General features: G+C 63.4%; 15 protein-coding genes and 2 pseudogenes. 9 read left to right on the top strand and 8 right to left on the bottom strand.

Translation table 11 applies throughout. The annotated features are described in order from the left end of the window. Position 1: 1 nt before the first annotated feature. A complete protein-coding gene (locus tag FJ950_RS23625) occupies positions 2 to 859 on the bottom strand; it encodes a phosphoenolpyruvate hydrolase family protein (protein ID WP_140618977.1) in 858 nt (285 codons plus the stop codon). Positions 860 to 868: 9 nt separating this feature from the next. Beyond that, the gene (locus FJ950_RS23620) at positions 869 to 2,065 is read right to left on the bottom strand and encodes a Tm-1-like ATP-binding domain-containing protein (RefSeq protein ID WP_140618975.1); all 1,197 of its coding nucleotides are present in this window, start codon (positions 2,063 to 2,065) and stop codon (positions 869 to 871) included. 139 nt (positions 2,066 to 2,204) lie between these two features. Here FJ950_RS23620 and FJ950_RS23615 point away from each other — a divergent pair, with 139 nt between their 5' ends. From FJ950_RS23615 to FJ950_RS23585, 7 genes are all read left to right on the top strand, one after another. Further along, a complete protein-coding gene (locus tag FJ950_RS23615; protein WP_140618973.1) occupies positions 2,205 to 2,885 on the top strand; it encodes a TetR/AcrR family transcriptional regulator in 681 nt (226 codons plus the stop codon). A 360-nt stretch (positions 2,886 to 3,245) separates the two neighbouring features. Then, entirely contained in the window at positions 3,246 to 4,562 is a 1,317-nt protein-coding gene (locus tag FJ950_RS23610) for an ABC transporter substrate-binding protein (RefSeq protein WP_015315631.1), read from the top strand. Positions 4,563 to 4,631: 69 nt separating this feature from the next. Next, positions 4,632 to 5,537 carry a sugar ABC transporter permease gene (locus FJ950_RS23605; protein WP_015315632.1) on the top strand — a complete coding sequence of 302 codons (906 nt, stop codon included), beginning with the start codon at positions 4,632 to 4,634 and terminating at the stop codon, positions 5,535 to 5,537. A gap of 1 nt (position 5,538) precedes the next feature. Continuing rightward, on the top strand, positions 5,539 to 6,498 hold the full coding sequence (locus FJ950_RS23600) for a carbohydrate ABC transporter permease (protein ID WP_140618971.1): 960 nt from the start codon (positions 5,539 to 5,541) through the stop codon (positions 6,496 to 6,498). Then, entirely contained in the window at positions 6,495 to 6,725 is a 231-nt protein-coding gene (locus tag FJ950_RS23595) for a hypothetical protein (RefSeq protein ID WP_015315634.1), read from the top strand. Before FJ950_RS23600 ends, FJ950_RS23595 begins: the two co-directional genes overlap by 4 nt. After that, positions 6,722 to 7,825 (top strand): ABC transporter ATP-binding protein, encoded by a 1,104-nt coding sequence (locus FJ950_RS23590; protein WP_140618969.1) that lies wholly within the window; start codon positions 6,722 to 6,724, stop codon positions 7,823 to 7,825. The genes FJ950_RS23595 and FJ950_RS23590 overlap by 4 nt, the downstream gene beginning before the upstream one ends. After that, positions 7,825 to 8,928 carry an ABC transporter ATP-binding protein gene (locus tag FJ950_RS23585; protein ID WP_015315636.1) on the top strand — a complete coding sequence of 368 codons (1,104 nt, stop codon included), beginning with the start codon at positions 7,825 to 7,827 and terminating at the stop codon, positions 8,926 to 8,928. The genes FJ950_RS23590 and FJ950_RS23585 overlap by 1 nt, the downstream gene beginning before the upstream one ends. Positions 8,929 to 8,935: 7 nt before the next feature. On the opposite strand, the pseudogene FJ950_RS29885 reads toward FJ950_RS23585, so the two are convergent. Beyond that, positions 8,936 to 9,161 (bottom strand): annotated as a pseudogene (locus FJ950_RS29885) (hypothetical protein); the annotation flags it as partial. Here FJ950_RS29885 and FJ950_RS23575 point away from each other — a divergent pair. Then, a pseudogene (locus tag FJ950_RS23575) lies at positions 9,152 to 9,379 on the top strand (MFS transporter); the annotation flags it as partial. The pseudogenes FJ950_RS29885 and FJ950_RS23575 overlap by 10 nt on opposite strands. Positions 9,380 to 9,492: 113 nt before the next feature. On the opposite strand, the gene FJ950_RS23570 reads toward FJ950_RS23575, so the two are convergent. After that, positions 9,493 to 9,840: a GFA family protein gene (locus FJ950_RS23570; RefSeq protein WP_140618967.1), complete on the bottom strand. Its 348-nt coding sequence runs from the start codon at positions 9,838 to 9,840 to the stop codon at positions 9,493 to 9,495. A gap of 115 nt (positions 9,841 to 9,955) precedes the next feature. Here FJ950_RS23570 and FJ950_RS23565 point away from each other — a divergent pair, with 115 nt between their 5' ends. Beyond that, positions 9,956 to 11,260 (top strand): amidase, encoded by a 1,305-nt coding sequence (locus FJ950_RS23565; protein WP_140618965.1) that lies wholly within the window; start codon positions 9,956 to 9,958, stop codon positions 11,258 to 11,260. 15 nt (positions 11,261 to 11,275) lie between these two features. Here FJ950_RS23565 and FJ950_RS23560 read toward each other — a convergent pair whose 3' ends face one another. The 4 genes from FJ950_RS23560 to FJ950_RS23545 are packed head-to-tail and all read right to left on the bottom strand — an operon-like array spanning position 11,276 to position 14,592. After that, on the bottom strand, positions 11,276 to 11,665 hold the full coding sequence (locus FJ950_RS23560; protein WP_140618963.1) for a hypothetical protein: 390 nt from the start codon (positions 11,663 to 11,665) through the stop codon (positions 11,276 to 11,278). Between the two features lie 40 nt (positions 11,666 to 11,705). Further along, positions 11,706 to 12,686: a hydroxyacid dehydrogenase gene (locus tag FJ950_RS23555; protein ID WP_140619017.1), complete on the bottom strand. Its 981-nt coding sequence runs from the start codon at positions 12,684 to 12,686 to the stop codon at positions 11,706 to 11,708. Positions 12,687 to 12,700: 14 nt separating this feature from the next. Continuing rightward, complete coding sequence (locus FJ950_RS23550) at positions 12,701 to 13,420, bottom strand: FadR/GntR family transcriptional regulator (RefSeq protein WP_015315641.1); 720 nt, start codon at positions 13,418 to 13,420, stop codon at positions 12,701 to 12,703. A 2-nt stretch (positions 13,421 to 13,422) separates the two neighbouring features. Further along, positions 13,423 to 14,592, bottom strand: a complete 1,170-nt coding sequence (locus tag FJ950_RS23545; protein ID WP_140618962.1) for a mandelate racemase/muconate lactonizing enzyme family protein — start codon at positions 14,590 to 14,592, stop codon at positions 13,423 to 13,425. Between the last annotated feature and the right edge of the window lie 20 nt (positions 14,593 to 14,612).

The raw sequence follows: 14,612 nt of genomic DNA, 5'->3' as shown, positions 1-14,612 counted from the left end.
CTCATCCCTTTTTGTTCTTTGCGCCGCCGCCGAGCGTCACCGCCTTGAAATCCACAGTCTGCCTGGCGATCGCGGCTTCCGCCGGCAGCCGTTCCATCGAACTCGCGCCATAAAAGCCGTGCAGGCCCTTGGCGTGGGAGAGGATGTAGCGGGCGTCGTCGGGCATCGAGATCGGGCCGCCATGGCAAAGCAGGATGACATCGTTGCGCACCGAGCGCGCCGCCTCGGCAATGGCGTCGATGGCAATGACGCAGTCGTCGAGCGACTTGGCCGAGGTGGCGCCGATCGAGCCGCCGGTGGTCACGCCCATATGGGCGACGACGACATCGGCGCCCGCCTTGGTCATGGCGCGTGCTTCTTCGGGGTTGAAGACATAGGGCGTGGTCAGGAGGTCGAGCTTGTGTGCCTCGGCGATCATGTCCACCTCTAGGCCGAAGCCCATGCCGGTCTCTTCGAAACTCTGCCGCATCTGGCCGTCGAACAGGCCGATGGTGGGAAAGTTCTGAACGCCGGAAAAGCCCATCGTCTTCAGTTCCGCCAGCAGCAGCGGCATGATGACGAAGGGATCGGTGCCGTTGACGCCGGCCAGCACCGGCGTCTTCTTAACCACCGGCAGCACCTCATAGGCCATCTCCTTGACGATCTCGTTGGCGTTGCCATAGGCGAGCAGGCCGGCGGCCGAGCCGCGGCCAGCCATGCGGTAGCGGCCGGAATTGTAGATGATGATGAGGTCGATGCCGCCGGCCTCCTCGGCCTTGGCCGACAGGCCGGTGCCGGCGCCGCCACCGATGATCGGCACGCCTTTGTCGATCATTCCCCGGAACTTTTTCAGTATGTCCTTGCGCGGTATGGCTGGCATGTCTGGGTCTCACTGTCTGGCGATGTCGAGAAAGGCCGCGACCGCCGCCTTGGCAAAGTCCGGATCGTTGATGTGCAGCGGCAGGCGGGTGACGCGGCGCGTCGCACCCGGCCTGATGGTGCGCTCGACGGCTTCGAACAGAGCTGCGTCGGCTTCCGGATCGAAGAAGGCGCCGCCTTCGATGTCGAGCGCGGAAACGCCTTTTTCCGGGATCAGGAAATGCACCGGGCCTTCGCAGCGGGCGAGCCTTGTGCCGATCCATTCGCCGATCGCGCGGCATTCCCGCGCGGTCGTGCGCATCAGCGTGACGTTCGGATTGTGCTCGTAGAACAGCCGGCCACGATAATGCTCCGGAATGGTCGATGGCGCCCAGAAATTGACCATGTCGAGCGCGCCGACCGAGCCGACATAGGGTAGCTTGGTGCGGGCGATCGCACCGAAACGATCCTGGGTCGCCGGCAGCACGCCGCCGAACAGCAGGTCGCAGACCTCGGTCGTGGTGATGTCGATGACACCCGACAGCAGGCCGCTGTCGGCCAGCTTCTCCATGCTGCGGCCGCCGGTGCCAGTGGCATGGAAGACCATGCAATCATAAGTCGAGCGGAGGTGTTCGGCGATTGCCGTCACGCAAGGCGTGGTGACGCCGAACATGGTGAGGCCGATCGAGGCGTTGCCGTCCGCCGCAGGCGCCGGATTGACCGCCATGCCCGCTATCGCCTGGGCGGCGTTGTGCAGCACGACACGAGACAGCCGGTTGAGGCCGGCCATGTCGGTCACCGATGGCATCATGATGATGTCGGACACGTCCACATAGGGGGCGGTGTCGCCCGAGGCCAGCGTGGAGACCATGAGCTTGGGCAGACCGAGCGGCAGCGCGCGCATGCCCGCTGTGATGATCGAGGTGCCCCCGCCGCCGCCAATGCCGATGATGCCCGATATGTCGTCGCGGGACTGGACAAAGCGCGTGAAGGCCCCAGCCATTGCCGCAACCGATCCGCCGCGGTCGTCGATGCCGAGCACCGCACCGCGGCCATCGGGATGATGGGCGGCGACCTCTTCAGCCGAGACGTCGACCGGCACGGTCGCGCCTCGCGTGCCGACATCGACACGGCAGACGACGGCACCCTTCGCGGCGATCGCATCGGCCAGGAATGCGAGTTCCTCGCCCTTGGTGTCGGCGGTTCCCACTACATGGATGCGCTTCATCCGCGCCTCCCTCTGCTGGTTGGTTCGAAGGTGGTGATGTTCATCAGATGAAAGCTTTGTGCGCCGTAGAGCGTCAACGTGGCCACTCCAGGAAAAGGGCTGCCATTGCAAATTTTTGAGACGCGCGTATCGTATTGGCATGGATGTCTCACGTCAACAACCAGCAACGGACGACAATGCCGGGGAGAGAGCAGAGCGCGGACCGCGGGCGCGGACAAAGCGGCTGATGCTGGAGACGGCCACGCGGCTGATGCAGGCGGGTGGGACGCCTTCGGTCAGCGAGGTGGCGGAGGCAGCCGAGGTCTCCCGGGCCACGGCCTACCGTTACTTCCCCAGCCAGGCAGCCCTGGTGCAGGCCGTCGTCGACGAGGGGCTGGGGCCAATCTTGACCTGGAAGTCCACCGCCGCCGATGCCGAGCGCCGCGTTGCCGAACTGTTCGATACGGCCATGCCGCGCATCGAGGCCTTCGAGGCGACATTCAAGGCTGCTTTGAAGCTGTCGCTCGATCAATGGGCGCGGCGCCAGGCGGGCACGCTGGGCGGAGAGCCGGCCTTCACGCGCGGCCATCGCGTCGAATTGCTGAAGGAGGCGCTCACGCCGCTCAAGGGCCGCTTGCCGCCGCGCGACTTCAAGCGGCTGGCGCAGGCTCTGTCGCTGATCTTCGGCGTGGAGGTGCTGATCGTGCTCAAGGATATATGGGGGCTGGACAGCCGCCGGATGATGTCGGTGGCGCAATGGGCGGCGAGTGCGCTGGTGCGCACGGCAATCGCGGAGTCGGCTTATGGTGGTGATGAGTCCGCTTCAGGAGCGGCGAAATAGCCCCAATCTGGTTCGACCAGATTTGCCTGCATACCGCTGATCCTAGCCCAAAATGCGATCATGGGGCAAGGTCAATGTATATCATTGAGTAGGAAAATGATGGGAAAACAGGCAGATAAAGCTTTAATTCGACAGTAACGGCCCATGCCGGCTTTCAAGAAAGGGCTTGACGTCGCCGCAGGATTGGTAATACCAGATCAAGGAAGATAAGCGGATCGAAAGTGAGGGCTGCGATCCATTTCCGGACAGAGCGAGGAGGCTCCGAATTCGGAAAAGCGCGACCACGGGAGGAACTACCAGGGCCGGCTCCGTCGCTGGCTCGTACGACAAGGTAGAATGCGCACAAGGGAGGAAATCATTATGCGCAAGTTAGTGACCAGCATGCTTGCTGGTATCGGCTTAACGCTTGCCTGCGGAACGTCCGTCTACGCGCAGGAAAAGTCGCTCACCATCTTCTGGGCGGAATGGGATCCGGCCAATTACCTGCAGGAACTCGGCAACGAGTACGAGAAGGAAACCGGCGTCAAGATCACGGTGGAGACCACGCCCTGGTCCGACTTCCAGACCAAGGCCTTTACCGAGTTCAACGCCCATGGCGACGCCTATGACCTGGTCGTCGGCGACTCGCAGTGGCTCGGCGCCGGCTCCACCGGCGGCCACTACGTCGACCTGACCGACTTCTTCAAGAAGCATGATCTCGGCAACGTCATGGCACCGGCGACGGTGAAATATTATGCCGAGTATCCCGGCAACAGCGGCAAATACTGGGCGATCCCGCTTGAGGGCGACGCCGTCGGCTGGTCCTATCGCAAGGATTGGTTCGAGGATCCCAAGGAAAAGGAAGCCTTCAAAGCCAAATACGGCTACGACCTCGACGTGCCGAAGGATTTCAAGGCGCTGCGCGACATCGCCGAGTTCTTCCACCGGCCGGATCAGAAGAGATACGGCATCGCCATCTACACCGACAATTCCTACGACGCGATGGCGATGGGCTTTGAGAACGCGCTGTTCTCCTATGGCGGTGAGCTGGGCGATTACACGACCTACAAGGTCGACGGTCACATCAACTCCGACAAGGCGGTGGCCGCGCTCGATGCTTACAAGGAGCTCTACAAGTTCACGCCTCCGGGCTGGGCCAAATCGTTCTTCGTCGAGGACAACCAGGCAATCACGGAAAACCTGGCCGCGATGAGCATGAACTTCTTCGCGTTCTTCCCCTCGCTGATCAACGAAGCGTCGAACCCGAATGCCAAGAACACCGGCTTTTTCGCCAACCCTCCCGGCCCAAATGGCGACCAGTTCGCCGCACTCGGCGGGCAAGGCATCTCCGTCATCTCGTACTCGAAGAAGCAGGACGAGGCGATGAAGTTCCTCGAATGGTTCATCAAGGACGAGACCCAGAAGAAGTGGGCGGCCCTTGGCGGCTATACCTGCAGCCAGGCGGTGCTCAAGTCGCCTGAGTTCCAGAACGCCACGCCCTACAACAAGGCCTTCTACGAGACCATGTTCAAGGTGAAGGATTTCTGGGCAGTGCCGGAATACGCAGAACTGCTGCAGCAGCTCAACCAGCGCGTCTACCCCTACATGATCGGCGGCAGCGGCACCGCCAAGGAAACGCTGGACGCATTGGCTGGAGACTGGAACGCGACCTTCAAGAAATACGGCCGCGTCCAATAATCCTTCATGTCCCGCGGAGGGGGCGGTGTCGCCTCCTCCGTTTCTTTTTCTTGAACCGGGAGCAGGGTCTTGGCGACCACGATGATCACCACCCTCGACAGATCCTCGCGCGCCGCGGCACGCGGCCTAAGCGATATCTCCATCCGCAATCTCTTCATCATCCCGACGGTTCTGTTCCTGATCGTCTTCAACATTTTTCCGCTGATCTATTCGCTCGGCTATTCCTTCACCGACTTCCGCGCGTCGACCAATGCGCCGGCGAATTTCGTCGGGCTGCAGAATTATCGCGACCTGCTCAACGACCCCTATGTCTGGTCGAACTTCGCCATCACGGCGAAATACGTGATTGTCTCGGTCGTCGGACAGCTGCTTGTCGGCTTCGGCGTGGCGATGCTGCTCAACCGGGACATTCCGCTCAAGGGTCTTATCACCACGCTGCTGCTGCTGCCGATGATGCTGTCGATGGCGGTGGTCGGGCTGTTCTGGAAACTGCTTTACGATCCGTCATGGGGGGTTATCAACTATGCGCTCGGGCTCGGCAATTTCGAGTGGCTGGCCGACCCCAAGATGGCGCTCTACGCCGTTGCGTTGACCGACATCTGGATGTGGTCGCCCTTCGTCATGCTGCTGTCGCTGGCCGGGCTGTCGGCGGTGCCGAAGCATCTCTATGAGGCCGCCGCGATCGACCGCGCCGGGCCGTTCTACACCTTCTTCCGCATCACCCTGCCGCTGGTCGCGCCGATCCTGATGATCGCCGTCATCTTCCGCACCATGGAAGCCTTCAAGACCTTCGATCTCGCCTACATCCTGACCAGCCAGCCGACGGCGGAGCTGATCTCGATCCGGCTCTACAAGATGGCGTTCCAGGAATGGCAGACCGGGCGCTCCTGCGCGATGGCCTACATCGTGCTGATCATGGTGCTGGCGATCACCAACATCTACGTCAAATATCTCAACAAGGTGAAGGAGCGCTGAGATGGCGGCCGTCCGCACTTCTTCCGAAATCACCTTCAACCGCGTCGCCATAGTCGCCGTGCTGCTGGTGACGATCATCTTCCTGGCGCCGATCTACTGGATCGCCTCGACAGCGTTCAAGCCGCGCAATCTTGCCACCACAATTCCGCCGACCGTCGTCTTCCAGCCGGAGATATCGCCGTTCGTGAAGCTGTTCACCAAGCGCTCTCAATTGCGCAGTCCACCATCGCCGGAAGAGTACGCGGCGGCCCCATGGTGGGAGCGCGTCGTCTTCGACGGTGGCGAAAAGATCGTGCGCGACGGCAAGGGCCAGGTGCAGTGGTCGGGCTATCCGAGCCGCTTCCTGAACTCGTTGATCATCGCCATCACCTCGACGGTGCTGGCCGTCGGCATGGGCACGTTCACCGCCTATGGCTTCTCGCGCTTCAGGGTGAAGGGGGAGGCGGACCTGCTCTTCTTCATCCTGTCGACACGCATGCTGCCACCGGTGGTGGTCGCGATCCCGATGTTCCTGATGTACCGCGCGGTCGGCCTCAACGATACCCACGTCGGGCTGATCATTCTCTACACCGCCTTCAACCTGTCCTTCTCGGTGTGGCTGATGAAGGGTTTCATGGATGAAATCCCGAAGGAATATGAGGAGGCGGCACTGGTCGACGGCTACACACGCATGGAAGCCTTCTTCAAGATCGTGCTGCCGGAGGCCGCCACCGGCATCGCCGCCACCGCTGTCTTCTGCTTCATCACGGCGTGGAACGAATACGCGTTCGCGCTGATCATGACCAACCGCCGCGCCCAGACGGCGCCGCCGTTCATCCCGAGCCAGGTCGGTTCGGGCCTGCCGGACTGGACGGTGATCGCCGCCGGCACCTTCCTGTTCCTGCTGCCGGTCGCCATCTTCACCTTCCTGCTCCGCAACCATCTGCTGCGCGGCATGTCCTTCGGAGCGATCCGCAAATGAGCTTTCGCGCCATCAATCAGAAATATCTGGAACCGGGTTCGCAGATACTCATGGTGCTCGGCATCGTGGCCCTCTGCCAGCCCTGGAACATGACCCTGCACACCTACGGCCTGACCATCATCCTGATCGGGCTGATCGGCTTCAACATCACCTCGAAGATCGCACCCGAGGAACAGGCCGGCACCGGTCATGCCGGGGACGCGCGAAATCCGGGAGCACAGCATTGACCCAGATCGAGCTTCGCGGCGTCCAGAAATTCTTTGGTGCCGTCCAGGTCATCAAGGACCTCAACCTCAAGATCGCGGACAATGAGTTCATCGTCCTGCTCGGCCAGTCCGGTTGCGGCAAGACGACGACGTTGCGCGCCATCGCCGGACTGGAAACCATCGACGAGGGCGACATCCTCATCGACGGCAAGCCGGTCCAGCATCTGAAAGCCGCCGACCGCGACATCGCCATGGTGTTCCAATCATTCTCGCTCTACCCGCATATGAGCGTCTATGAGAACATCGCTTTTCCGCTCCGTGCCACGCGCAAGAGCAAAAGCGAGATCGACCAGGAAGTGCGCTCGGTTGCCAAGACGCTGCAGATAACGGATCTGCTGGCGAAGAAGCCGTCGGCGCTTTCGGGCGGCGACATGCAGCGCGTTGCGATCGGCCGAGCGCTGGTGCGGCGGCCAAAGGCGATGCTGATGGATGAGCCGATCGGCGCGCTCGACGCCAAATTGCGCGAGGAGATGCGAGCCGAGATCAAGCGGCTGCATATCAAGCAGGGCTCGACCACCATCTATGTCACGCACGACCAGATCGAGGCGATGAGCCTCGCGGATCGCATCGTCATCATGCATGAGGGCGTGCTGCAGCAGGTGGGAACGCCCGACGAGGTCTATTCGCGTCCAGCCAACCTGTTCGTGGCCCAATTCGTCGGCAGCCCGGTGATGAATGTCGCCGACGCGGCGGTTGCCGAAACAACGTCATCGGCCTCGGTCACCGTTGGTGGAGCGGCTTCCGGCTTCGAGTTTCCGCGGGCGCTGCTGTCGAAACTCAACGGCCACGCCAGCGGCCAACTCGCACTCGGCATCCGGCCGGAAGGCGTCCTCATTCGTCGTGACGCGGCCGATGGCTTCATGGCCGTCGAGACGCAGATCGTCGAACCGCTCGGCTCCTTCGACATCGTCGACCTCAAGGTTGGCTCGAAAATGCTGCGGGCCCGCACCAAGAGCGGCTTCGTTGCCGGACCGGGCGAGAAGGTGTTTGCCCGAATCGATCCGACCCAGGCGCATTTCTTCGACAAGGCAAGCGGCAAGTCGCTTGAGGTGAGGCTCTGATGGCCCATATCCAGCTCAAGAACATCTCCAAGACTTTCGGCAATCACACGGCCTTGACCGGGCTCGACCTCGACATCGCCGATGGCGAATTCTTTGTCCTGCTCGGCGAGACGGGCGCCGGCAAGACGACGACGCTGCGGCTGATTGCCGGTCTGGAGAAGCCGAGCGAGGGGCAGGTCTTCATCGACGGCGTCGACGTCGCCGACTGGGGTGCGGCCGAGCGCGACGTGGCGCTGGTGCTGCAGCAATATTCGCTCTACCCGCGCTACACGGTGCGCGAAAACCTCGAATTTCCGCTGAAGCCGAAGATCCGCCGGCTGCCGGATGCCGAGATCAAGGACCGCGTCGACCGCGCCGCCCGCACGCTGCGGATCGAGCACCTGCTCGACCGCAAGACCGACCGCCTGTCCGGCGGCGAGATGCAGCGCGTCTCCATCGGCCGTGCCATCGTGCGCAAGCCGCGCGTGTTCTTGATGGACGAGCCGCTGTCGGCGCTCGACGCCAAATTGCGCGAGGCGCTCCGCACCGAATTGAAGAACCTGCAGATACAGCTTGGCGCCACCTTCCTGTTCGTGACCCACGACCAGATCGAGGCGATGTCGATGGGCGACAAGGTCGGCGTGCTCAACCATGGCCGCATCATCCAGACCGGCACGCCGCACGAGATCTACAACAATCCGCGCGACACCTATGTGGCGAGCTTCGTCGGCTCGCCGCCGATGAACCTCATCGACGGCAGGCTGGTTAACGGCCGCGCGGTGATGGCGCCATTGAATTTCGAACTGCCCTTCGCGGGGGCGGCCAAGATTTTTACGGGGGCTGGGGCGAGTGCGGCGACCGACGGTCGCCCGCTCGTCTTCGGCATCCGTCCGGAGGATGTCTATCTGGAAAGCGGCGCACCGGTCGAGGCGCGTGTCCACGACGTCGAGAACCATGGCGTGGAAAAGATCCTGACGCTGCGGGTCGGCGATACAACGCTTCGCGCCACGGTGCCGGCCAGGACCGATGTCGCGATCGAGCAACCGGTGCGCTTTGCCTGGAATCCCGACAAGGTGGTGCTGTTCGACAAGGGCAGTGGTGTCAGCCTGCGGCACGCATCATAGGGCGCGGCTATTTCGGCAGGTAGGTCTCGTAAGGCGTGTCGTTGATCAGCAGGATCACGCATTCCGTCTCCGAGAGGCAGGCGTCGTCATGCATCTCATTGGCTTTCTGCGTCCAATAGGATCCAGACGGCAGTTCGACCTTGGTCGCTTCCCCGCCAGTTGCCGGGGACTTTCAGCAAGGTTCCGGCAGCGCCTTTGGCCCTTTCGCCCCACAGTGATCCCAAGCGTGCCGGTAGAGCTGCAGAGCTGGCTGGTGCGGGCAGCGCCCGACCAGGCTGAAAGCGCCGGTGGCCTGATGGTGGCGACCTTCCAGGTAGCGATTGCGATGGGCGCCGTCTTCGGCGGGCTGCTCGTCGACCATGCCGGTGTCGGTGGCGCGTTAGCCTATTGCGGCGCCGCGACGCTGCTGGCGGCCATCGTGGTGTTCCTGCGCGGCCCAAAGGCCGAATAGTCTCTCGCAACAGCCACCGCTGGCAACGGCCCGAGAACCCTTACGGTTTTCGGGCGCCGTTATCCTTGAGGCAGCAGTGAACGAATAGCGGTCGATGGAGGATGATGGGAAGCTTAGACGGCCCGCCCGTCGAACGCGAAGACCGACAAGGTGGACGGGTCGAGACCGGTGACGCAATTGATGGTGATGTAGGCGCTGCGTTCGCCGCCTTCGCTGGTGTCCTCGGCAAAAGGATGGATGCCGCAGGTTCGACAGAAGCGGTGCGCTATCTTCGTTTCGCCGAATGTGTAGCGGCCGAGGTCATCGCCCCAGGCGACGAGCGTAAGCTTGTCGTGTGGCACGGCCCATAGCAGCGCACCCTTGCGGGCGCAGATCGAGCAATTGCAGCGCACGACGCTCTCAAGTTCGCCCTCCACCTCGAATGCAACCTTGCCGCAATGGCAGCTGCCTTTGTACAGCATCAGTATCTTCCTGTCGCTGGCAGGTGCAAAGGCACGCTGGCCGGGTTATCCCTTCGGCAGTCCCAACGGCTGCTTGCCTTAAAGACGTTCCATCCTGGCGGAGTCCGACACCAACATGCAACCAATCCGCGACCGCCTCGAAATCATCCTGTCACGTCTTGCCAACCGTGCGGCCGACGAGAAGGTCTTCACGAAGCTTTATGCCGAAGCGGCGCGGGTCGCGGCTGACGCCAGCGATGCCCGCAAAAGAGTGGGCGTGACACTCGGCCCGCTCGACGGCACCATTGTCTCGATCAAGGACCTGTTCGATGTCGCCGGCGAGCCGACCACGGCCGGGTCGCTGATGCGCAAGACCGCCGCGCCGGCACAGCGCGACGCCGCCATCGTCAGCCGGCTTCGGCAAGCCGGTGCGGTCGTCATCGGCAAGACCAACATGACCGAGTTCGCCTTCACCGCGATCGGCGACAACATGCATTACGGCACGCCAGGCAACGCCGTTGATGCCAGCCGCATTCCAGGCGGGTCGTCCTCGGGCGCCGGCGTGTCCGTGGGCGAGGGGACGAGCGACATCTCGATCGGCTCCGACACCGGCGGCTCGATCCGCATTCCGGCGGCGCTCAACGGCGTCGTTGGTTTCAAGCCGACTGCACGGCGCGTCCCGCTCCATGGCGCCTTTCCGCTTTCGGGCACTTTGGACTCGGTCGGACCGCTTGCCCGAACCGTCTCGCAATGCGCCGCCGCCGACTCGGTCATGGCCGGCGAAGTGCCGAAGGAGTTGGTGGCCATTCCACTCGCCGGGCTTCGCATCGGCATTCCGCGCGGCGTTCTTTTCGGCGACACGGAAGGCGAGGTTGCATCCGCCTTCGAGTATTGTCTTGGCAAGATCGAACAGGCTGGCGCACACATTACGGATCTGTCGATCGACGACATGATCGCGGATCTGCGCGCGGCCACCAGGCGTGGTTCGATCGCGGCGATGGAGGGCGCGGAAGTGCATGCCGACTGGCTGGCGACAGGCGCATCCGTGCCGGTCGACCCGCATGTCAGCGGGCCATTGTCGCGGGCGGCGCTGCTGCCGACGCCGGTCTATATCAGGGCGCTCCGCCGCCGTGCCGCGCTGGCCGCCGCCATGGATGAGCGGCTGGCATCGGTTGACGTGCTGGCGTTGCCAGCCACACCGGTGACGGCGCCGGCCATCGCTTCCATGGCCGAGGATGCCGAGTTGCGTGACCGCACCGAAGGCCTGCTGCTGCGCAACACCCAGGTCGCCAACCAGTTCGACCTTTGTGCGATCTCGTTGCCGATGCCGGGGCCATCGCTGCCAATGGGGCTGATGCTCGTGGCACGCAATGGCCATGACCGGCATCTGCTGCGGATCGCCGTGTCGGTGGAGAGGCTGCTGGGGGTTGATCGGCAGTGAGTCGCGGATGACGGATCAGTGCGATGAACAGTGCTTGCGTTCGCCGTCCTTGGCGGTGCGCACGATGCGGGTCGCGACCAGCCAAGGCAGGCTGTATTCCTTGACGGTGAAGGTCTGGATGCGGTGCTCGATCGAGCCCCTGACCACGATCTTTCCGCTGTAAAGCACGTCGGACTGAGCTATTATCGCCTTGTCGGTCTGCGGCAATCCGCTGGTGTCGATCGACGCGCCCTTGATGATGGAGCCGGTGGCAAGGTCAAGCGCGCTGTTCGACGGGCAGGGCGCCTTGAAGCAGCGTAGTCCGTTGTCGCAATAGACATAGCTGCTCTCGGCCGCTGCGAATGCCGGCAAGGTGCAGATGGACGAAGTTGCGACAATCAGAACTGCAAGGCGAAGACCGGACATGGCTCGCAACGTCGCGGAGAATTGGGGCGAAACGGCGATGCTATATCTGCGCCGGAAACCGACGCCGGTAGTGATCGACCACTTCGGGATTGCGCAGATTGACAGGCAGTTTGCCCGCCAGCACCAGCAGGGCTTCGCCGGCCGCGCCGACGCCCATGCGCATCATCGATTCCTCGGTAATCCCCGCCATATGCGGGGTGACGATGACGTTGTCGAAGCCGAAATAGGGATGGTTTGGCGGCAGCGGCTGCGTCGAGAAAACGTCGAGCGCGGCGCCGCCGATGCGACGCTCCCGCAAGGCCTCGATCAGCGCGTCGTCATCGACAACCGGCCCGCGCGACACGTTGATCAGCAGTGCGTTGGGTTTCATGCGGGCGATGCGTTCGCGGCTGATCAGGCCTCGCGTTTCCGGCGTCAGCGGACAGCAGAGCACGATGATGTCGCTCTGCTCGACCAGCGCGTCGATCGACAGGAAGCCGACCTTTTCCGGCGCCGGCTGCATGCTGCGTGTCGTTGCCACCACTTTGAGATCGAAGCCGTGTGCGGCGATGTGGCCGACCGCCTGCCCGACGGCGCCGAGACCAACAATGCCGATGGTCTTGCCGGCGAGTTCGATGTTGGCATTGGCGTGCTCGCGTCCGGCCAGCCAGCCCTTGGCGCGCAGGTCGCGGTCGACCCGGCGGAACTGCCGCAGCAGTGCAAGCGCGGTGAACATGACATGTTCCGCCACCGAGCGGGCATTGACCGCCGGCACGTTGGCCACGAGCACGCCGGCCGCCGCGGCCGCTTCCATCGGGATCATGTCGAGACCGGCGCCATGGCGGATCGCGGCCCTCAGCTTCCATGCACCCTCGAACAGCGCCGGCGGCAGCGGCGCCCGCACGATGACGATGTCGGCATCCTTGGCCTCCCCCGCCAATGTGCCGGGGTCGAGCGCCGAAGCGATGACCAGCTGGCCGGCGCCGGCCAGCTTGGCCGTGGCGCGCGGGTGCAGCGGATGCGTCGACAGGATCTTTGGCACGGTCTGGGTCACGGTCAGGCCTTTTCGAGTGCCGCGCCCGCGGGCGAAGCCGCCATGCCGCCCTCGATCAGGCCCTTCCAGTAGCTTTCCGCGCCTTGCAGATGGGCGCTCATGAGCGCCTGGGCGAGATTGCCGTCGCGGCGCAGCAGCGCCTCGTAGATCTGCACGTGCTCGGCATGCGAGCGCACGCTGCGTTCAGGATCGTTGAAATAGATCGGCAGGCGCTGCTCGCCCATCAGATAGTAGACGCTGCAGATGTTGTGGAAGACGCTGTTCTTGGTGGCGCGCACGATCTCGAGGTGAAACTCGCGGTCTTCCTTGGCCAGACCTTCGCCAGCGGCGATGCGGTCTTCCGAGGCTTTGAGGATTTCGCGCAGGCGCTCGAAATTCTCCTCGGTGGCGCGCGAGCAGGCAAGCTCGGCGGCCTTGATCTCATGGATCTTGCGCAACTCGACCGTTTCATAGATCTGCAAGGGATCGAGCGGCAGGCCGGCACGTGCGAACAGCGCCAGCGCCTCGACGCTGGCCTGCTTGGTGTCGATGTAGATGCCCGACTTGGCGCGGCGCTCGACGATGCGCATGGCCTCGAGGATGGCGAGCGCTTCGCGGATCTGGCCGCGGCTGACGCCGAAATGCTCCGCCAATTCGCGTTCCGACGGCGTGCGGCCGCTCTCCTTGTCCGAGTGGGAGAACAGATAGGCGGCGAGTTCCGCGAGAAGGTTCTTTTCTTTCATCGTCAATTGCGTTGCGCGTGCGCCTCCAGGAATCGCTCCGAAACGGTGAATCCCAGTCCGGGCTTTTCCGGGATCGCTATCATACCGTCCTTGGCTTCGACAGTCTCTTCGACCAGATCGTGGATCATCGGGTTGGCGCCGAGCGAATACTCGACGGTGAAACTCGAAGGCGACGCGGCGCAGACATGCAGCCCGGCGAAGAAGCAGGGCGCGCCGGCCCACAGATGCGGCGCAAAGCGCAAATTGAAGGCGCTGGCGATGGTGCCGATCTTCATCGCCTCGCTGATACCGCCACAGAAGGCAGGATCGGGCTGGAAGATGTCGGCGGCCTTGAGAACGGCGAGATCGCGGAAGGCATAGCGTGTCGCCTCGCTTTCGCCGGTGGCGATCGGAACGGCGCCGGAGGCGCGCACTTCGGCCATGCCTAGCTTGTCGTCGGCGATGACAGGCTCCTCGAACCAGGCGAGATCGAGGTCGTTTACGAGATGGATGAAGCGTTTGGCTTCCGCTACCGTATAGGTGCCATGGGCGTCGACCATCAGATCGATGTCGGGGCCGAGGGCCTGGCGCGCGGCGCGCACGCGGGCGGCGGAAACGTGCGCCGCGCCGTCCATGGCGCCGACCCGCATCTTCAACGCCTTGAAGCCGCCTTTGGCGATATAGGATTTCATCTGTTCCCCGATGGCATCGGCGGAGGCCCAGCCGCCCGAGGCATAGGCCTGCATGCGATCGACCTTGCGGCCGCCAAGGAGCCGCCAGACCGGCTGGCCCAGCGACTTGCCCAGTATGTCCCAGAGCGCGATGTCGACCGCGCTGATGGCGGCGACGCTCATGCCACGCCGCGCCAGTTGTGGCATGGCGTGGCCGGCGCGGGCGGCGCTCTCATGGCGCACGCCGTTGTAGAGCATCTCCCAGATGACTCCGATGTCGGCCGGATCGCGGCCGATCAACTGCGGCCCGACCTCGTGATTCAGCATGTGAACGAGTGCGCCGTAGCTGCCGGCACTGCCGGCTGCGTTCTTGCCTTCGCCCCAGCCGACCAGCCCGTCATCGGTTTCGACGCGCAGGATGGCGGCGTCGAAGGTCGTCACCTGGCCGAAGTCGCTGCGATGCTGCTTCGCGGCTTCGATCGGCACGCGGACCCACCAGGCCTGGACTGTCTTGATGCGCATATTTTTCCCCAGCCCTGCCG

Origin of the sequence: Mesorhizobium sp. B2-3-14 (assembly GCF_006442175.1) — a bacterium.
GTDB classification, from domain to species: domain Bacteria; phylum Pseudomonadota; class Alphaproteobacteria; order Rhizobiales; family Rhizobiaceae; genus Mesorhizobium; species Mesorhizobium australicum.
The sequence above is the reverse complement of the archived record's forward strand: the minus strand, read 5'-3'. Positions and strand labels throughout refer to the sequence as shown.

Bases quoted from the DNA above. Each gene is read 5' to 3' on its own strand.
- FJ950_RS23610 (WP_015315631.1), top strand. From the start codon at position 3,246: ATGCGCAAGTTAGTGACCAGCATGCTTGCTGGTATCGGCTTAACGCTT.
- FJ950_RS23570 (WP_140618967.1), bottom strand. From the start codon at position 9,840: ATGCTGTACAAAGGCAGCTGCCATTGCGGCAAGGTTGCATTCGAGGTG.
- FJ950_RS23560 (WP_140618963.1), bottom strand. From the start codon at position 11,665: ATGTCCGGTCTTCGCCTTGCAGTTCTGATTGTCGCAACTTCGTCCATC.
- FJ950_RS23550 (WP_015315641.1), bottom strand. From the start codon at position 13,420: ATGAAAGAAAAGAACCTTCTCGCGGAACTCGCCGCCTATCTGTTCTCC.
- FJ950_RS23565 (WP_140618965.1), top strand. From the start codon at position 9,956: ATGCAACCAATCCGCGACCGCCTCGAAATCATCCTGTCACGTCTTGCC.
- FJ950_RS23625 (WP_140618977.1), bottom strand. From the start codon at position 859: ATGCCAGCCATACCGCGCAAGGACATACTGAAAAAGTTCCGGGGAATG.
- FJ950_RS23615 (WP_140618973.1), top strand. From the start codon at position 2,205: ATGGATGTCTCACGTCAACAACCAGCAACGGACGACAATGCCGGGGAG.
- FJ950_RS23620 (WP_140618975.1), bottom strand. From the start codon at position 2,065: ATGAAGCGCATCCATGTAGTGGGAACCGCCGACACCAAGGGCGAGGAA.
- FJ950_RS23595 (WP_015315634.1), top strand. From the start codon at position 6,495: ATGAGCTTTCGCGCCATCAATCAGAAATATCTGGAACCGGGTTCGCAG.
- FJ950_RS23600 (WP_140618971.1), top strand. From the start codon at position 5,539: ATGGCGGCCGTCCGCACTTCTTCCGAAATCACCTTCAACCGCGTCGCC.
- FJ950_RS23585 (WP_015315636.1), top strand. From the start codon at position 7,825: ATGGCCCATATCCAGCTCAAGAACATCTCCAAGACTTTCGGCAATCAC.
- FJ950_RS23545 (WP_140618962.1), bottom strand. From the start codon at position 14,592: ATGCGCATCAAGACAGTCCAGGCCTGGTGGGTCCGCGTGCCGATCGAA.